Raw genomic sequence first — 15,058 nt, 5'->3', positions numbered from 1 at the left:
TTATTACACTCTTCATCATGGCTTTTACAGTGATATTCTGGGGATTTGCTTGCTATTGCAGCATGTAAACATATACTAGTCTGCTGCGAAAAACTCGTCGCAATTTTATCGTCGTCCTAGACGTGATTTGACCAATATATAAGACAAGTAACATGCAAGTATCAGATTTCCATTTCGACCTTCCAGATGAACTTATCGCTCGTTACCCTCAGCCAGAGCGTACCGCTAGCCGACTATTACAAATGGACGGCAATACCGGAGAGCTAATTGATGGCACATTTACTGATGTATTGGGCCAAGTTCAACCCGGTGATCTCGTGGTGTTTAATAATACTCGTGTTATACCTGCTCGTCTTTTTGGTCGTAAAGAGTCGGGTGGTAAGCTAGAGGTGCTGGTGGAGCGCATGCTTGACGAGAAAAGCATCCTCGCGCACGTTCGCTGCTCTAAATCTCCAAAACCAGGTACAACCATCATTGTTGGCGAGAATGATGAATACTCAGCAGAAATGGTGGCGCGTCATGACGCTCTATTTGAACTGAAATTTAACGCTGATAAGACGGTATTAGAAATTTTGGAAGAAATCGGCCACATGCCGCTTCCTCCTTACATTGACCGCCCAGATGAAGATGCAGATAAAGAGCGTTACCAAACCGTATATAACCAGAAGCCAGGCGCAGTAGCGGCGCCGACAGCGGGTCTTCATTTTGATGATGTTCTACTAGAGAAAATTAAAGCGAAAGGCGCAGAGTTTGCTTACGTCACTTTGCACGTTGGTGCTGGTACATTCCAGCCAGTAAAAGTAGAAAACATCAACGATCACCATATGCACGCTGAGTACGTAGAAGTACCGCAAGAAGTCGTCGAAGCAATTAAAGCGACGAAAGCGCGAGGTGGACGAATTATTGCTGTTGGTACTACATCGGTACGCTCACTTGAAAGCGCAGCGCAAGACGCATTGAAAAAAGGGACTGAGTTGGTCCCATTCTTTGGTGATACAGAAATCTTTATTTTCCCTGGCTACGAATATCAGCTTGTGGATTGCTTGATTACCAATTTCCACCTGCCAGAATCCACACTGATCATGTTGGTGAGTGCATTTGCAGGTTATGAGAACACCATGAATGCTTACAAGCATGCGGTAGAAAACAAATATCGCTTTTTCTCATATGGTGATTCAATGTTCATCAAGAAGAAAACGATTTAGTAAAAAATAAGATTTACGAGTGCTAGCAGTAAGCTAGGAAATAGAGCAGAACCTCTGCTTTATCTCTCGCAAGGAAAAGCGACCGCTCCTTAAAGTAGGGTAGAGCCCTAAACACTCAGTCAGACTGTTTCTCTGACACCCGGAGGCATCGTGAAATTAAAATTCGATCTTAAGAAGAAAAACGGCAATGCGCGTCGTGGTCAACTGACTTTCGAACGTGGCACTGTTCAAACCCCAGCGTTTATGCCAGTTGGTACTTACGGTACGGTTAAAGGCATGACGCCAGAAGAAGTGAAAGGTACGGGCGCAGAAATCTTACTAGGTAACACGTTCCACCTTTGGCTGCGTCCAGGTCAAGAAGTCATGAAAATGCACGGCGACTTGCATGATTTTATGAACTGGCACGGTCCTATTCTTACTGATTCAGGCGGCTTCCAAGTATTCAGCCTTGGCAAGATGCGTACTATTACCGAAGAGGGTGTGCACTTCCGTAACCCAGTTAATGGTGACAAGATTTTCATGGACGCAGAAAAGTCGATGGAAATTCAAAAAGACCTAGGTTCTGACATCGTCATGATTTTTGACGAGTGTACGCCATACCCAGCGACACACGATGAAGCGAAGAAATCGATGGAAATGTCACTACGTTGGGCACAGCGCTCACGTGATCACTTCGAGAAGCTAGAAAACCCGAACAACCTGTTTGGTATTGTTCAAGGTGGTGTTTACGAAGATCTACGTGATGTGTCGGTAAAAGGTCTAACGGAAATCGGTTTTGACGGTTACGCGGTTGGTGGCTTGGCAGTAGGCGAGCCTAAAGAAGACATGCACCGTATTCTTGAGCACACTTGTCCGCAGCTTCCAGAAGACAAGCCTCGCTACCTAATGGGCGTGGGTAAACCAGAAGACTTGGTTGAAGGTGTTCGCCGCGGTATCGACATGTTTGACTGTGTAATGCCAACGCGTAACGCGCGTAATGGTCACCTGTTTGTGACTGGTGGTGTGATCAAGATCCGTAATGCGAAACATAAAACGGATACAACCCCGCTGGATCCGCACTGTGACTGTTACACTTGTCAAAACTACAGTAAATCGTACCTTCATCACTTAGAGCGTTGTAATGAAATTCTGGGTGCTCGTCTGAATACGATCCACAACCTACGCTACTACCAGCGTCTGATGGAAAGTATTCGTAAAGCGATTGATGAAGATCGTTTTGATGAGTTTGTTACCGAGTTCTATGAGCGTCGTGGCCGTGAAGTGCCACCACTAGCAAAAGAACAGTCATTGACGGACTAAAAAGAATTAAAGCCTTTGGCATGTCGCCAGAGGCTTTTGCTAATAAAGTAGGCTAACGCACGTTATTTTTGAGAGAGTGATCGCTATTAGTTACTCTCAGACTTGAATCTAAAATGCGAAAGCCCAACTTGTTGGATTATCAATAAAATATAATGAGGATGTTTTAATGTTTATTTCTCAGGCTCACGCAGCAGCAGAAGGCGCGCCAGCAGGCGGTGGTTTTGAAATGCTAATCATGCTTGGCATGTTCGCAGTGATCTTTTACTTCATGATTTACCGCCCACAAGCGAAACGTGTAAAAGAGCACAAGAACCTAATGGCTTCTATGGGCAAAGGCGACGAAGTTCTAACTAGCGGTGGCCTAGTGGGTAAAATCACTAAGATTGCTGAAGACAATGACTACATTTCAATCGAGCTTAACGCGAACAATGAAGTGGTAATCAAGAAAGACTTCATCACTGCAGTGTTGCCAAAAGGTACGCTTAAGTCTCTATAAAACAGCTAAAGGATCCTCGCTGTGCTAAACCGTTATCCATTATGGAAGTACTTGATGGTATTTTTTGCCATCATCACCGCTGCGTTATACGCACTTCCAAATATCTACGGTGAAGATCCGGCTATTCAAGTTACAGGGGCGCGTGGCGCCTCTGTAGATATGTCAACGCTGGATGCTGTCACTACTGCTCTTGATAAAGAGCAACTCTCTCATAAATCCATTGCTCTCGAGAATGGATCAATTCTTGTTCGTTTTAACGACACTGACACGCAAATCAGTGCTCGTGATGTCATCAGCGAAGCGCTTGGCAAAGACACAATTGTTGCACTTAACCTTGCTCCTTCTACACCCGATTGGCTAGAAGCGATTGGCGCGTCACCATTAAAGCTGGGTCTTGACCTTCGTGGTGGTGTCCACTTCTTAATGGAAGTAGACATGGACGCTGCGATGGAAAAGCTCGTTGGTCAGCAAGAAGAAGCTTTCCGTAGCGAACTTCGTGAGGCAAAAATTCGTTATCGTGCTATCCGCCCTTCTGGCAAAGAAGCGGTAGAGGTTCTGCTACGTAACGAAGAGCAATTAGCAGAAGCGAAAGCAATGCTAGAAAAGAATCACCCGGACATGCTCTTTGTCGAATCTGATTCAAATGGCCGTTACGCTCTTACTGCGACCTTTACCGAGCAACGTTTACAAGAGATCCGTAACTACGCTGTTGAGCAAAACATTACGATTTTACGTAACCGTGTAAACGAGCTAGGTGTTGCAGAGCCTCTCGTTCAACGTCAAGGTGCAAGTCGAATTGTTGTTGAGCTTCCTGGTGTTCAAGATACTGCTCGTGCAAAAGAGATTCTAGGTGCGACTGCAACGCTAGAATTCCGTGAAGTTGACGATAAAGCTGACCTATCAGCGGCGGCAAATGGTCGTGCGCCAGCAGGCAGTGAAATCAAAATGGACCGAGACGGTCGTCCGGTTGTGCTTAAGAAGCGTGTTATTCTTGGTGGTCAAAGCATTACGGATGCAAGCTCAAGTGTCGATGAATACGGTCGTCCACAAGTTAACATCTCGCTAGACAGCGAAGGTGGTAACAAGATGTCAGCGTTCTCTAAGAAGAACATCGGTAAGCTAATGGCTACCGTGTTTGCTGAGTACAAAGACAGTGGTCGTCGTACGCCAGAAGGCAAAGTCATCCTAGATAAGCATGAAGAAGTCATCAACCAAGCGACGATTCAATCGGCTCTTGGACGTAACTTCCGTATCACGGGTATAGACTCCGCAGCTGAAGCGCACAACCTTGCACTTCTATTACGTGCTGGTGCACTGATCGCACCTATCTCTATCGTTGAAGAGCGTACTATTGGTCCATCAATGGGCCAGCAAAACATCGATATGGGTATCCAAGCGTGTATCTGGGGTATGGTTGCCGTAATGCTGTTTACGCTGCTTTACTACCGTGGCTTTGGCTTGATTGCCAACATCGCTCTAATGGCTAACTTAGTGTTGATCATTGGTGTTATGTCGATGATTCCAGGCGCTACCATGACACTTCCGGGGATTGCCGGTATCGTGTTAACGGTCGGTATGGCGGTTGATGCGAACGTACTGATCTTCGAGCGTATCCGTGAAGAGCTTCGTGATGGGCGTAGTCCACAACAAGCTATTCACCAAGGTTACGCGAATGCATTCAGTACGATTGCCGATGCGAACATCACGACACTGATTACTGCAATTATCCTATTTGCAGTCGGTACTGGTGCAGTGAAAGGTTTCGCGGTTACTCTATCTATCGGTATCTTAACTTCAATGTTCACCGCCATTATTGGTACACGTTGTATCGTGAACCTGATTTACGGTGGCAAACGCGTTGATAAATTGTCGATCTAAGGCTGGGAATTAATATGTTTCAAATTCTAAAAGCAGAGAAGACGATCGGCTTTATGCGTTGGTCGAAAGTAGCATTCGTTTTTTCAATCTTTATGATTGCTGCTTCTATCTTCACTTTGTCAACTAAGTGGCTAAATTGGGGCCTAGACTTCACTGGCGGTACGCTAATTGAAGTTGGCTTTGAAAAACCTGCGAACCTTGAAAAAATCCGAACCGCTTTAGATGCGAAAGGTTTTGGTGATGCGACAGTACAAAACTTCGGTAGTGCTCGTGAAGTAATGGTTCGTCTTCGTCCACGTGATGACGTTTCTGGTGAAACGCTAGGCAACCAAATCATTGGTGCTATCAAAGATGGTACTGGCGAAAGCGTAGAAATGCGTCGTATTGAATTCGTAGGTCCTAACGTTGGTGATGAGCTAACAGAAGCTGGCGGTCTAGCGATCCTCGTGTCGCTGATCTGTATCTTGCTTTATGTCTCGATGCGATTTGAATGGCGTCTAGCGGCTGGTGCGGTTATGGCATTGGCTCACGATATCATTATCACGTTAGGTGTTTTCTCATTCCTACAAATAGAAGTTGACCTAACCATCGTCGCGGCACTATTAACGGTAGTCGGTTACTCGCTCAACGATACCATCGTTGTGTTTGACCGTATCCGTGAAAACTTCCGCAAGATGCGTAAAGGTGAGCCAGCCGATATCATGGACGCTTCAATCACCCAAACGTTGAGCCGTACACTGATTACATCTGGTACGACGTTGTTCGTGGTAATTGCACTGTTCATGCAGGGTGGTGCTATGATTCACGGCTTTGCAACCGCACTTTTACTCGGTATCACTGTAGGTACTTACTCTTCTATCTACGTAGCATCAGCACTGGCTCTAAAACTGGGTATCCAGAAAGAGCACTTGATGCCACCTCAAGTAGAAAAAGAAGGTGCAGAGTTCGACGAAATGCCATAAGGCAGATTGAGAGTCGACAACAAAAAACCGCTGAGCAATCAGCGGTTTTTTTGTATCTGAATCGAGTTGTGTGCTTGCAGAACCTCACTGTATGGAGAGCCTTACATTGCCGCTAAGTAGATACGGTTCAGTAGATACAAGAAAGCCCCGCTCATTGAGCGGGGCTTTCTAAAGTCATCAGCGTGACGGGCTAAATATGACTTTCAAATATTACTTAAGGATCGCGCTGTTACCGTTTTCGCGGATGTGCTTAAGGATTGATTTTACGCCACGAGCGCTTGAAGCAACAATGTTACCAGACTTCATGTACTCAGTGCCGCCAGCAAAGTCAGTTAGGATTGCGCCAGCTTCACGAGCAATAAGCTCACCTGCTGCCATATCCCAAGGTTTTAGACCTAGCTCGAAGTAACCATCAACACGGCCAGCAGCCACGTAACATAGGTCAAGAGCAGCAGAGCCGCTACGACGGAAATCAGCACATTCAGTGAATAGCGCACCAACGATCTTGATGTAAGACTCAGCGTGTTGTTTCTGTTTGAATGGGAAACCAGTAGCTAGAACAGTACCTTGAAGGTCTTTTAGTTGAGCAACACGGATACGCGCACTGTTTAGTTGAGCGCCTGCACCACGTTGTGCAGTGAATAGCTCGTTTTGCATTGGGTCGTAAACACAAGCAACTTCAGTTTTGCCTTTGATACGAACAGCGATAGAAACCGCGAAGTGTGGGTAACCTTTTACAAAGTTAGTGGTGCCATCCAGTGGGTCGATGATCCATTGTACGTCTTTATCTTTACCTTCGATAAGACCTTGTTCTTCAGCAACGATACAGTGCTCAGGGTAAGACTGCTTGATAGTATCGATGATGATGTATTCTGCTTCTTTATCTACATTAGTGACAAAGTCATTAGTGCCTTTAAGAGTAGATTCTACTTTATCAGTGTTTTCTAATGATTTAGCAATATGATTGCCTGCCTTTCGCGCAGCGCGAATAGCAATGTTTAGCATTGGATGCATACGAATTTCCCAACGGATGTTAAAGAACAAATGAAAGCGGCGGCGAGTATACCAGAGATCAGTAAAAAGGGAAGTGGTTATTTTTTGTTCTAAAGTCAGTGGTTTTATTGTATTTAGCTTGAGGCGAACGAGAACAATGACCAAGAATGAGAAGAGAGGCCTGCTTCGCCCTAGGGTGTGTTAAAAAACTATGGTAACATTCTGCGGTTTTAATTTAGGTAGCAAACACAGATGTTGGATCAAGTAAAAATTGTACTCGTAGGTACCTCTCATTCAGGCAATATTGGCTCAGCAGCTCGAGCTATGAAAGTGATGGGTTTAAGCCAACTAGTATTAGTCGATCCACAATGTGAAGTGGATGAACAAACTCTTGCTTTGGCTGCGGGTGCTGGTGATATTGCTCAAAATGCAAAGATTGTCGGCACATTAGAGGAAGCGGTTGAAGATTGCAGCCTTGTGGTGGGCTCCAGTGCTCGCTCTCGTACATTAGAATGGCCAATGCTTGAGCCTCGTGAATGTGGTGAGAAATTTGCGGTTGAGGGTAGAAAACACCCTGTCGCGCTCGTGTTTGGTCGTGAAAGAACTGGTCTAACAAACGAAGAGCTGCAAAGGTGTCACTACCATGTTTGCATTCCTGCTAACCCTGAATATAGCTCGCTTAACCTAGCGATGGCCGTACAAACTCTGAGTTACGAAGTACGAGTTGCGCATTTGAACTTAGAGCAAAGCCAGTTTGCCCCAAATGAGCCGGAAGAGTACCCACGTCATAGAGAGCTCGAAATGTTCTTCGAGCATCTTGAAAAGGTGATGGTTGAGACCCAGTTTATCAATAAAGAGCAACCAGGACAGGTGATGAATAAATTGCGTCGCTTGTTCTCTCGTGCTCGGCCAGAAACCCAGGAGCTCAATATTCTACGCGGCATTTTAACCTCGATAGAAAAGAAGTTCTGAATAAAGAATAACCACTTTAGGTGTAAGGATGAATACCTGAGTAAAATGGTCAAATAAATACTTGACCATTTTACTCAGGTATGGAAAAATCTTAACCATTACAAACCATGTGGATACGGTGTGGTATGAAACTTACATCTAAAGGAAGATATGCGGTGACAGCCATGCTGGATGTGGCACTGCATTCGCAACAAAACCCTGTGCCTCTTGCTGACATCTCAGAGCGTCAGGGGATCTCGCTCTCTTACTTAGAGCAGCTATTTTCAAAATTGCGTAAAGCAGGTCTCGTTGCCAGCGTTCGTGGTCCTGGTGGTGGTTACCGACTTGGTGCCGACGCACACAGTATCGCTATTGGTACCGTGATTGCAGCCGTTGATGAGTCAGTCGATGCAACCAAATGCCAGGGCAAAGGAGATTGCCAAGGTGGAACACGTTGCCTTACTCACACGCTATGGCGCGACTTAAGCTCTCGCATTAGTGACTTCTTGAATAACATCACTCTTGGTGAGTTGATGACAGACAATGAAGTCCTCGAAATTTCTGATCGTCAGGACATTGATCTGGCGGTAACCCATGGGCTATCAAACAAAAATACAACCGCCGCGCCCATCGGTGTAAACGTCCGCTCTTAGCGGTCAGCTTTTTACATTGGAGTAGAGAATGAAACTGCCGATTTATCTTGATTATTCCGCTACATGTCCAGTTGATCCACGTGTTGCTGAAAAAATGGTTCAGTACATGACAATGGATGGCACATTTGGCAACCCAGCGTCGCGTTCGCACCGTTACGGCTGGCAGGCAGAAGAAGCGGTCGATACTGCTCGTGAGCAAATTGCTGACCTTCTAAATGCAGATCCTCGCGAAATCGTATTTACATCTGGTGCGACAGAATCAGACAACCTTGCTATTAAAGGTGCAGCGCACTTTTACTCGAAGAAAGGCAAGCACGTAATCACTTGTAAAACAGAGCACAAAGCCGTTCTTGACCCATGTCGTCAACTTGAGCGTGAAGGCTTTGAAGTGACTTACCTTGAGCCAGAATCAAATGGCTTGATCGATCTAGAGAAGCTTAAAGCGGCAATGCGTGATGACACAGTGCTTGTGTCTATTATGCACGTAAACAACGAGATTGGTGTGGTTCAAGACATTACAGCGATCGGCGAATTGTGTCGTGAGCGTAAAATTGTTTTCCACGTGGATGCAGCGCAATCTGCAGGTAAATTACCAATCGACGTTCAAGAGATGAAAGTTGACCTAATTTCGCTTTCTGCTCACAAAGTTTATGGCCCTAAAGGCATCGGTGCACTTTACGTTCGTCGTAAGCCTCGTATTCGTCTTGAAGCGCAAATGCACGGTGGCGGCCATGAGCGTGGTTTCCGCTCTGGTACACTTCCTACCCACCAAATCGTTGGTATGGGTGAAGCATTCCGCATTGCAAAAGAAGACATGCAAAAAGATTACGATCACGCTTTAGCGCTTCGTAACCGTCTTTTTGATGGCGTGAAAGACTTAGAAGCAGTGACGGTAAACGGTGACCTTGAGCAACGTGTACCACACAACCTAAACATCAGCTTCGCATTCGTAGAAGGTGAATCACTACTAATGTCGCTTAAAGATCTAGCGGTATCTTCTGGTAGTGCTTGTACGTCTGCAAGTCTTGAGCCTTCTTACGTTCTTCGTGCCCTAGGCATGGATGATGAATTGGCTCACAGCTCGGTTCGTTTCTCGTTTGGTCGTTTCACGACTGAAGAAGAAATTGATTACGCAATTGAACAAATCCGCGTTGCAGTGACTAAGCTACGCGACATGTCTCCTCTATGGGATATGTACAAAGAAGGGATTGATTTGAGCACTGTTGAATGGGCTCACCATTAATCTCAGGGATTGAAATAGAGGATTCGAGGTAATTTATCATGGCATACAGCGAAAAAGTAATTGATCACTACGAGAACCCACGTAACGTTGGTTCATTCGATAAAGAAGACCCATCAGTAGGTAGCGGCATGGTTGGCGCTCCAGCTTGTGGTGACGTAATGAAGCTTCAAATCAAAGTGACACCTGAAGGTATCATCGAAGATGCGAAGTTCAAAACATACGGTTGTGGTAGTGCAATCGCATCAAGCTCACTAGTAACTGAGTGGGTAAAAGGCAAGTCAGTTGATGAAGCAGCAGCAATTAAAAACTCTGAAATTGCTGAAGAGCTAGAGCTTCCACCAGTGAAAGTTCACTGTTCAATTCTTGCTGAAGATGCAATCAAAGCAGCGGTTGCAGACTACAAGAAAAAACACCAAGAATAATTATTCCGTAATATAATGGGAGCTTTGACGCTCCCATTCCAATCGAAATTTAGACAGACTAAGGTGCAGTATGGCCATCACAATGACAGAATCAGCGGCAAGTCGCGTAAGAGCATTCCTAGATAACCGAGGCAAAGGTATCGGTTTACGTCTGGGAGTGAAGACGACTGGTTGTTCAGGCATGGCATATGTACTTGAGTTTGTTGATGAGCTTAACGAAGAAGATGAAGTTTTTGAACTCTCTGGAGTGAAAATCATCATCGACAAAAAAAGCTTAGTGTACCTAGACGGTACCGAATTGGATTACGTGAAAGAAGGGTTGAATGAAGGTTTTGAATTCAACAACCCTAACGCGAAAAGTGAATGTGGTTGTGGTGAAAGCTTCAACGTCTAATTGATTGTCCTTCTGGGCAAGCGAGTCCGGAAGGCTTTACTAGGACCCGAACTTAATGAATCACTTTGAATTATTTGGGCTACCAAGTCAGTTTAAGCTGGATGGTAGCCTTCTTTCTTCTCAGTTCCGAGAACTACAAAAACGCTTCCACCCGGATAACTTTGCAACGGGATCTGAACGTGACCGTTTGATGGCGGTGCAAAAGGCAGCGCAAATCAACGATGCCTATCAAGTTCTGAAAAATCCTATCTCCCGTGCCGAGTACATCCTCGCAGAGCAGGGAGTTGAGATCCGAGGTGAACAGCAGACAATGCAAGATCCAATGTTCTTAATGGAGCAAATGGAGCTGCGCGAAGAACTGGAAGAAATTGCTGACAGCACCGATCCTGAATCGGCGCTTTTTGACTTCGATTCTAAGGTCAGCAAAATGTACAAACAGCATCTGGCAAACGTCGAGCAAGAGCTTGATGATGGTCTTTGGGCTGAAGCCGCAGACCGAGTTCGTAAGCTAAAATTCATTGCCAAACTAAAGAACGAAATTGAACTAGTCGAAGACAAACTCCTCGGCTAGTTAGCGTGACAAGGACCTATCATGGCACTACTTCAAATCGCAGAACCGGGCCAAAGCTCGGCACCTCATGAGCATAAGTTAGCAGCGGGTATCGACTTAGGTACTACCAACTCTTTGGTTGCTTCTGTACGTAGCGGCGATGCAACTCCACTTGCGGACGAGCAGGGCCGTACTATTTTACCTTCAGTCGTTAATTACACTGAGGAAAAGTTAACGGTTGGCCACGAAGCCAAAGCCAAAGCAGAATTTGAACCAGAGAACACTATTATCTCTGTAAAACGTTTGATTGGTCGTTCATTAAAGGACATTCAGTCCCGTTACTCTTCACTTCCTTATCGTTTTAGAGAGAGTGAAAATGGTCTTCCGATCCTGCAAACGCCTCAAGGTGACAAAAACCCGATTGAAGTATCTGCGGACATTCTAAAAGCGCTAGGTAAGCGAGCTGAAGAAACGTTAGGTGGGGAGTTAGCGGGCGTTGTGATCACTGTTCCTGCTTACTTTGATGATGCTCAGCGTGCAGGTACGAAAGATGCCGCGAAATTAGCTGGCCTTCATGTGCTGCGTCTTCTGAACGAACCAACTGCCGCGGCAATTGCTTATGGCTTAGACTCAGGCCAAGAAGGAGTGATTGCAGTTTATGACCTAGGCGGCGGTACATTTGATATCTCTATCCTACGCTTGTCGAAAGGCGTATTTGAAGTATTAGCAACAGGCGGTGACTCTGCGTTAGGCGGTGATGACTTTGACCATCTGTTAGCGGATTACCTAATGGAGCAAGCGGGTCTCGAAGCCCCACTTTCTGCTGAAAAAAACCGTACGCTACTGAACATTGCTACTGCGACTAAGATTGCTTTCTCTGAGCAAGACAGCGTTGATGTTGATGTGTTTGGCTGGAAGGGCACCGTTACTCGTGAGCAGTTCGAAGATCTGATTCGCCCATTAGTGAAGAAAACACTAATGTCTTGTCGTCGTGCATTAAAAGATGCTGATGTTAACGCAGACGAAGTACTCGAAGTTGTCATGGTTGGTGGTTCAACACGCACATTGCTGGTTCGTGAAATGGTAGGCGAGTTTTTTGGCCGCACACCGCTAACAAGCATTAATCCTGATGAAGTTGTCGCAATCGGCGCGGGTATCCAAGCCGACATTCTAGCGGGTAACAAGCCTGATTCAGAAATGTTACTTCTTGACGTGATCCCACTGTCGCTTGGTATTGAAACCATGGGTGGTTTGGTTGAGAAGATCATCCCTCGCAATACCACGATTCCTGTTGCGCGTGCGCAAGAATTTACCACATTCAAAGATGGCCAAACGGCCATGAGTGTTCATGTGGTACAAGGTGAGCGTGAAATGGTTGATGATTGTCGTTCACTGGCTCGTTTCTCATTGAAAGGCATTCCACCGATGGCGGCGGGTGCGGCACATATTCGTGTGACTTACCAAGTTGACGCTGACGGCCTTCTTTCTGTTACGGCAATGGAAAAGAGCACCGGTGTTCAGTCAGAGATTCAAGTAAAACCTTCTTACGGGTTAAGCGATAATGAAGTGGCGGATATGCTGCGTGATTCAATGACGCACGCTAAAGAAGACATGCAAGCTCGTGCGCTAGCTGAGCAGCGTGTTGAGGCCGACCGTGTGATAGAAGGCTTGATTGCAGCCATGCAAGCTGATGGTGACGAACTGCTATCAGAACAAGAGAAACAAGACCTGATAAAAGCCATCGAAGCCTTGATTGAGCTGCGTAATGGTGATGATGCAGATGCGATTGAGCAAGGCATTAAAGATACCGATAAAGCGAGCCAAGATTTCGCATCGCGCCGTATGGATAAATCGATTCGAGCTGCGCTGTCAGGTCAATCAGTAGACGATATATAAGAGATAAGTAGTTATGCCTAAGATTATTGTATTACCACACGACGATTTGTGCCCAGAAGGCGCAGTGTTGGAAGCAAACACTGGTGAAACCGTTCTGGACGTAGCGCTAAAAAATGGTATCGGTATTGAACATGCGTGTGAAAAATCATGTGCTTGTACCACCTGCCACGTGATCATCCGTGAAGGTTTTGACTCGCTAGAAGAAAGTGAAGAGCTGGAAGATGACATGCTGGATAAAGCGTGGGGTCTAGAGCCTGAATCTCGTCTAGGGTGTCAGGCGAAAATTGCTGATGAAGACTTAGTGGTAGAAATTCCTAAGTACACGCTGAACCACGCTTCAGAAGATCACTAAACTATCTTCCCAATATAGGGAAGAAGCAAAAGGAAGATGAGCAATGAAATGGACAGATTCTCGCGATATCGCGATTGAACTTTGTGACAAGTTTCCAGATGTTGATCCGCAAACGGTGCGTTTTACCGATCTTCATCAATGGATCATGGAGTTAGATGAGTTTGAAGATGACCCAAACCATTGTAACGAAAAGATTCTGGAAGCCGTTATCATGTGCTGGATGGACGAAGCAGACTAAGTCTGTAAAACACAGCCTAGTTAACAATTCTTACTAAAAAAAGCGGACCTTTAGGTCCGTTTTTTTATCCAATTGACATTTTTGCCCTACATAATGCTAACATCCATGAGTTATTAAAAAGAAGCAGCGTAGGCAACGCTGCTATAAGACAAGGAGAAACCATGTCTACACAGATGTCTGTATTTTTAAGTCAAGAGTCGGCAGCACCACATTGGGGTGAAAAAGCACTGCTTTCATTCGCTGAAAACGGCGCAACCATTCATTTAGGTGAAGGTCACGATCTTGGTGCAATTCAACGTGCAGCTCGTCAGCTAGATGGCCAAGGAATTCGTTCTATTTTTCTTTCCGGTGATAACTGGGATTTAGAGAGCGTTTGGGCTTTCCACCAAGGTTACCGTAACCCAAAAAAACATGGCTCAGTTGAGTGGTCTGCATTGTCTGAAGAAGATCAAGCAGAGCTTCAAGCGCGTATTACTGCGACTGATTTTACCCGCGATATCATCAATAAAACCGCAGAAGAAGTTGCCCCTCGTCAGCTAGCGACAATGGCCGCTGAATTCATCAAATCTGTTGCGCCTAAAGGCACAGTGACAGCTCGTATCGTCAAAGACAAAGACTTGTTGGCGGAAGGTTGGGAAGGCATTTACGCAGTAGGCCGTGGTTCGGAGCGTACTTCTGCGATGCTCCAGCTAGACTACAACCCGACAGGTGACGAGAACGCACCAATATTCGCGTGTCTTGTCGGTAAAGGTATCACCTTTGATTCGGGTGGTTACAGCTTGAAGCCTTCTAACTTCATGAGCGCAATGAAAGCAGACATGGGTGGCTCAGGCACCATCACCGGTGGTCTTGCACTGGCGATTCTTCGTGGTTTGAACAAGCGTGTAAAACTGATCCTTTGTTGTGCAGAGAACATGGTTTCTGGTCGCGCACTCAAGCTTGGCGACATCATCACCTACAAAAACGGTAAAACCGTTGAAATCATGAACACCGATGCAGAAGGTCGTTTAGTGCTTGCTGATGGCCTTATCTACGCCAGTGAGCAAAAACCTGAGTTAATCATTGATTGTGCAACACTAACAGGTGCGGCGAAGAATGCTTTGGGTAATGATTACCACGCACTAATGAGTTTCGATGACGAGCTATCGCATCAAGCGCTCACTGCGGCAAACCAAGAAAAAGAAGGTTTATGGCCGCTACCACTTGCTGACTTCCACCGTGGAATGCTGCCGTCAAACTTTGCTGACCTATCGAATATCAGTTCTGGCGACTACTCTCCGGGTGCAAGCACAGCAGCAGCATTCTTGTCTTACTTCGTAGAAGACTACAAAAAAGGCTGGTTGCACTTCGACTGTGCGGGTACATACCGTAAAGCCGCGTCTGATAAATGGGCTGCGGGAGCTACGGGTATGGGCGTTCGCACACTTGCTCGTTTCCTCAATGAGCAAGCTGGTAAATAAGATTGATTGCAGCACTCCTTGTTTGAGTGCTGCTCTTACCCAGTAAGTCACTTTAAAAACACAACT

Annotated in this window: 16 protein-coding genes; 15 read left to right on the top strand and 1 reads right to left on the bottom strand. The window is 45.8% G+C overall.

What is annotated here, in order from left to right:
• Positions 1-152: 152 nt before the first annotated feature.
• The 5 genes from queA to secF all read left to right on the top strand — a co-directional run bounded on the left by queA (position 153) and on the right by secF (position 5,840).
• On the top strand, positions 153-1,205 hold the full coding sequence (gene queA / locus NL644_RS20415) for a tRNA preQ1(34) S-adenosylmethionine ribosyltransferase-isomerase QueA (RefSeq protein ID WP_046874341.1): 1,053 nt from the start codon (positions 153-155) through the stop codon (positions 1,203-1,205).
• A gap of 150 nt (positions 1,206-1,355) precedes the next feature.
• Positions 1,356-2,504 carry a tRNA guanosine(34) transglycosylase Tgt gene (gene tgt / locus NL644_RS20410; protein ID WP_005391577.1) on the top strand — a complete coding sequence of 383 codons (1,149 nt, stop codon included), beginning with the start codon at positions 1,356-1,358 and terminating at the stop codon, positions 2,502-2,504.
• A gap of 166 nt (positions 2,505-2,670) precedes the next feature.
• Positions 2,671-3,000 (top strand): preprotein translocase subunit YajC, encoded by a 330-nt coding sequence (gene yajC, locus NL644_RS20405; RefSeq protein ID WP_005381725.1) that lies wholly within the window; start codon positions 2,671-2,673, stop codon positions 2,998-3,000.
• Between the two features lie 21 nt (positions 3,001-3,021).
• Positions 3,022-4,878, top strand: a complete 1,857-nt coding sequence (secD, locus tag NL644_RS20400) for a protein translocase subunit SecD (protein WP_006741889.1) — start codon at positions 3,022-3,024, stop codon at positions 4,876-4,878.
• Between the two features lie 14 nt (positions 4,879-4,892).
• Positions 4,893-5,840, top strand: a complete 948-nt coding sequence (gene secF, locus NL644_RS20395; protein ID WP_005391572.1) for a protein translocase subunit SecF — start codon at positions 4,893-4,895, stop codon at positions 5,838-5,840.
• Between the two features lie 210 nt (positions 5,841-6,050).
• Here the strand turns inward: secF and suhB are convergent, their stop codons facing one another.
• Positions 6,051-6,854 (bottom strand): inositol-1-monophosphatase, encoded by an 804-nt coding sequence (gene suhB, locus NL644_RS20390; RefSeq protein ID WP_012842115.1) that lies wholly within the window; start codon positions 6,852-6,854, stop codon positions 6,051-6,053.
• Positions 6,855-7,085: 231 nt separating this feature from the next.
• Here suhB and trmJ point away from each other — a divergent pair, with 231 nt between their 5' ends.
• The 10 genes from trmJ to pepB all read left to right on the top strand — a co-directional run bounded on the left by trmJ (position 7,086) and on the right by pepB (position 14,992).
• Positions 7,086-7,805, top strand: coding sequence for a tRNA (cytosine(32)/uridine(32)-2'-O)-methyltransferase TrmJ (trmJ, locus tag NL644_RS20385; RefSeq protein ID WP_006741887.1), 720 nt, complete (start codon positions 7,086-7,088; stop codon positions 7,803-7,805).
• A 125-nt stretch (positions 7,806-7,930) separates the two neighbouring features.
• On the top strand, positions 7,931-8,437 hold the full coding sequence (iscR, locus tag NL644_RS20380; RefSeq protein WP_005381720.1) for a Fe-S cluster assembly transcriptional regulator IscR: 507 nt from the start codon (positions 7,931-7,933) through the stop codon (positions 8,435-8,437).
• A gap of 28 nt (positions 8,438-8,465) precedes the next feature.
• On the top strand, positions 8,466-9,680 hold the full coding sequence (locus NL644_RS20375; protein WP_005391556.1) for an IscS subfamily cysteine desulfurase: 1,215 nt from the start codon (positions 8,466-8,468) through the stop codon (positions 9,678-9,680).
• A 38-nt stretch (positions 9,681-9,718) separates the two neighbouring features.
• Positions 9,719-10,102 carry a Fe-S cluster assembly scaffold IscU gene (iscU, locus tag NL644_RS20370; protein ID WP_005381718.1) on the top strand — a complete coding sequence of 128 codons (384 nt, stop codon included), beginning with the start codon at positions 9,719-9,721 and terminating at the stop codon, positions 10,100-10,102.
• A 70-nt stretch (positions 10,103-10,172) separates the two neighbouring features.
• Positions 10,173-10,496 carry an iron-sulfur cluster assembly protein IscA gene (iscA, locus tag NL644_RS20365; protein ID WP_005391554.1) on the top strand — a complete coding sequence of 108 codons (324 nt, stop codon included), beginning with the start codon at positions 10,173-10,175 and terminating at the stop codon, positions 10,494-10,496.
• Between the two features lie 55 nt (positions 10,497-10,551).
• Positions 10,552-11,067 carry a co-chaperone HscB gene (hscB, locus tag NL644_RS20360; protein WP_203343553.1) on the top strand — a complete coding sequence of 172 codons (516 nt, stop codon included), beginning with the start codon at positions 10,552-10,554 and terminating at the stop codon, positions 11,065-11,067.
• A gap of 21 nt (positions 11,068-11,088) precedes the next feature.
• The gene (gene hscA / locus NL644_RS20355) at positions 11,089-12,942 is read left to right on the top strand and encodes a Fe-S protein assembly chaperone HscA (RefSeq protein WP_114323865.1); all 1,854 of its coding nucleotides are present in this window, start codon (positions 11,089-11,091) and stop codon (positions 12,940-12,942) included.
• A gap of 13 nt (positions 12,943-12,955) precedes the next feature.
• The gene (fdx, locus tag NL644_RS20350) at positions 12,956-13,294 is read left to right on the top strand and encodes an ISC system 2Fe-2S type ferredoxin (protein WP_005391548.1); all 339 of its coding nucleotides are present in this window, start codon (positions 12,956-12,958) and stop codon (positions 13,292-13,294) included.
• 43 nt (positions 13,295-13,337) lie between these two features.
• Positions 13,338-13,532, top strand: coding sequence for a Fe-S cluster assembly protein IscX (gene iscX, locus NL644_RS20345; protein ID WP_005391546.1), 195 nt, complete (start codon positions 13,338-13,340; stop codon positions 13,530-13,532).
• A gap of 161 nt (positions 13,533-13,693) precedes the next feature.
• Positions 13,694-14,992 carry an aminopeptidase PepB gene (pepB, locus tag NL644_RS20340; protein ID WP_005391544.1) on the top strand — a complete coding sequence of 433 codons (1,299 nt, stop codon included), beginning with the start codon at positions 13,694-13,696 and terminating at the stop codon, positions 14,990-14,992.
• Positions 14,993-15,058 lie beyond the last annotated feature (66 nt).

Source organism: Vibrio sp. Y10_XG_PY6 (genome assembly GCF_024181795.1).
Lineage (GTDB): Bacteria > Pseudomonadota > Gammaproteobacteria > Enterobacterales > Vibrionaceae > Vibrio > Vibrio diabolicus.
Note: the sequence above shows the minus strand (reverse complement) of the source record. Positions and strands in the feature narration are given on the sequence as shown.

Excerpts from the sequence above, each read along its gene's own strand:
- queA (WP_046874341.1), top strand. The coding sequence starts at position 153 with ATGCAAGTATCAGATTTCCATTTCGACCTTCCAGATGAACTTATCGCT.
- yajC (WP_005381725.1), top strand. The coding sequence starts at position 2,671 with ATGTTTATTTCTCAGGCTCACGCAGCAGCAGAAGGCGCGCCAGCAGGC.
- secF (WP_005391572.1), top strand. The coding sequence starts at position 4,893 with ATGTTTCAAATTCTAAAAGCAGAGAAGACGATCGGCTTTATGCGTTGG.
- suhB (WP_012842115.1), bottom strand. The coding sequence starts at position 6,854 with ATGCATCCAATGCTAAACATTGCTATTCGCGCTGCGCGAAAGGCAGGC.
- trmJ (WP_006741887.1), top strand. The coding sequence starts at position 7,086 with ATGTTGGATCAAGTAAAAATTGTACTCGTAGGTACCTCTCATTCAGGC.
- iscR (WP_005381720.1), top strand. The coding sequence starts at position 7,931 with ATGAAACTTACATCTAAAGGAAGATATGCGGTGACAGCCATGCTGGAT.
- NL644_RS20375 (WP_005391556.1), top strand. The coding sequence starts at position 8,466 with ATGAAACTGCCGATTTATCTTGATTATTCCGCTACATGTCCAGTTGAT.
- iscU (WP_005381718.1), top strand. The coding sequence starts at position 9,719 with ATGGCATACAGCGAAAAAGTAATTGATCACTACGAGAACCCACGTAAC.
- iscA (WP_005391554.1), top strand. The coding sequence starts at position 10,173 with ATGGCCATCACAATGACAGAATCAGCGGCAAGTCGCGTAAGAGCATTC.
- hscB (WP_203343553.1), top strand. The coding sequence starts at position 10,552 with ATGAATCACTTTGAATTATTTGGGCTACCAAGTCAGTTTAAGCTGGAT.
- hscA (WP_114323865.1), top strand. The coding sequence starts at position 11,089 with ATGGCACTACTTCAAATCGCAGAACCGGGCCAAAGCTCGGCACCTCAT.
- fdx (WP_005391548.1), top strand. The coding sequence starts at position 12,956 with ATGCCTAAGATTATTGTATTACCACACGACGATTTGTGCCCAGAAGGC.
- iscX (WP_005391546.1), top strand. The coding sequence starts at position 13,338 with ATGAAATGGACAGATTCTCGCGATATCGCGATTGAACTTTGTGACAAG.
- pepB (WP_005391544.1), top strand. The coding sequence starts at position 13,694 with ATGTCTACACAGATGTCTGTATTTTTAAGTCAAGAGTCGGCAGCACCA.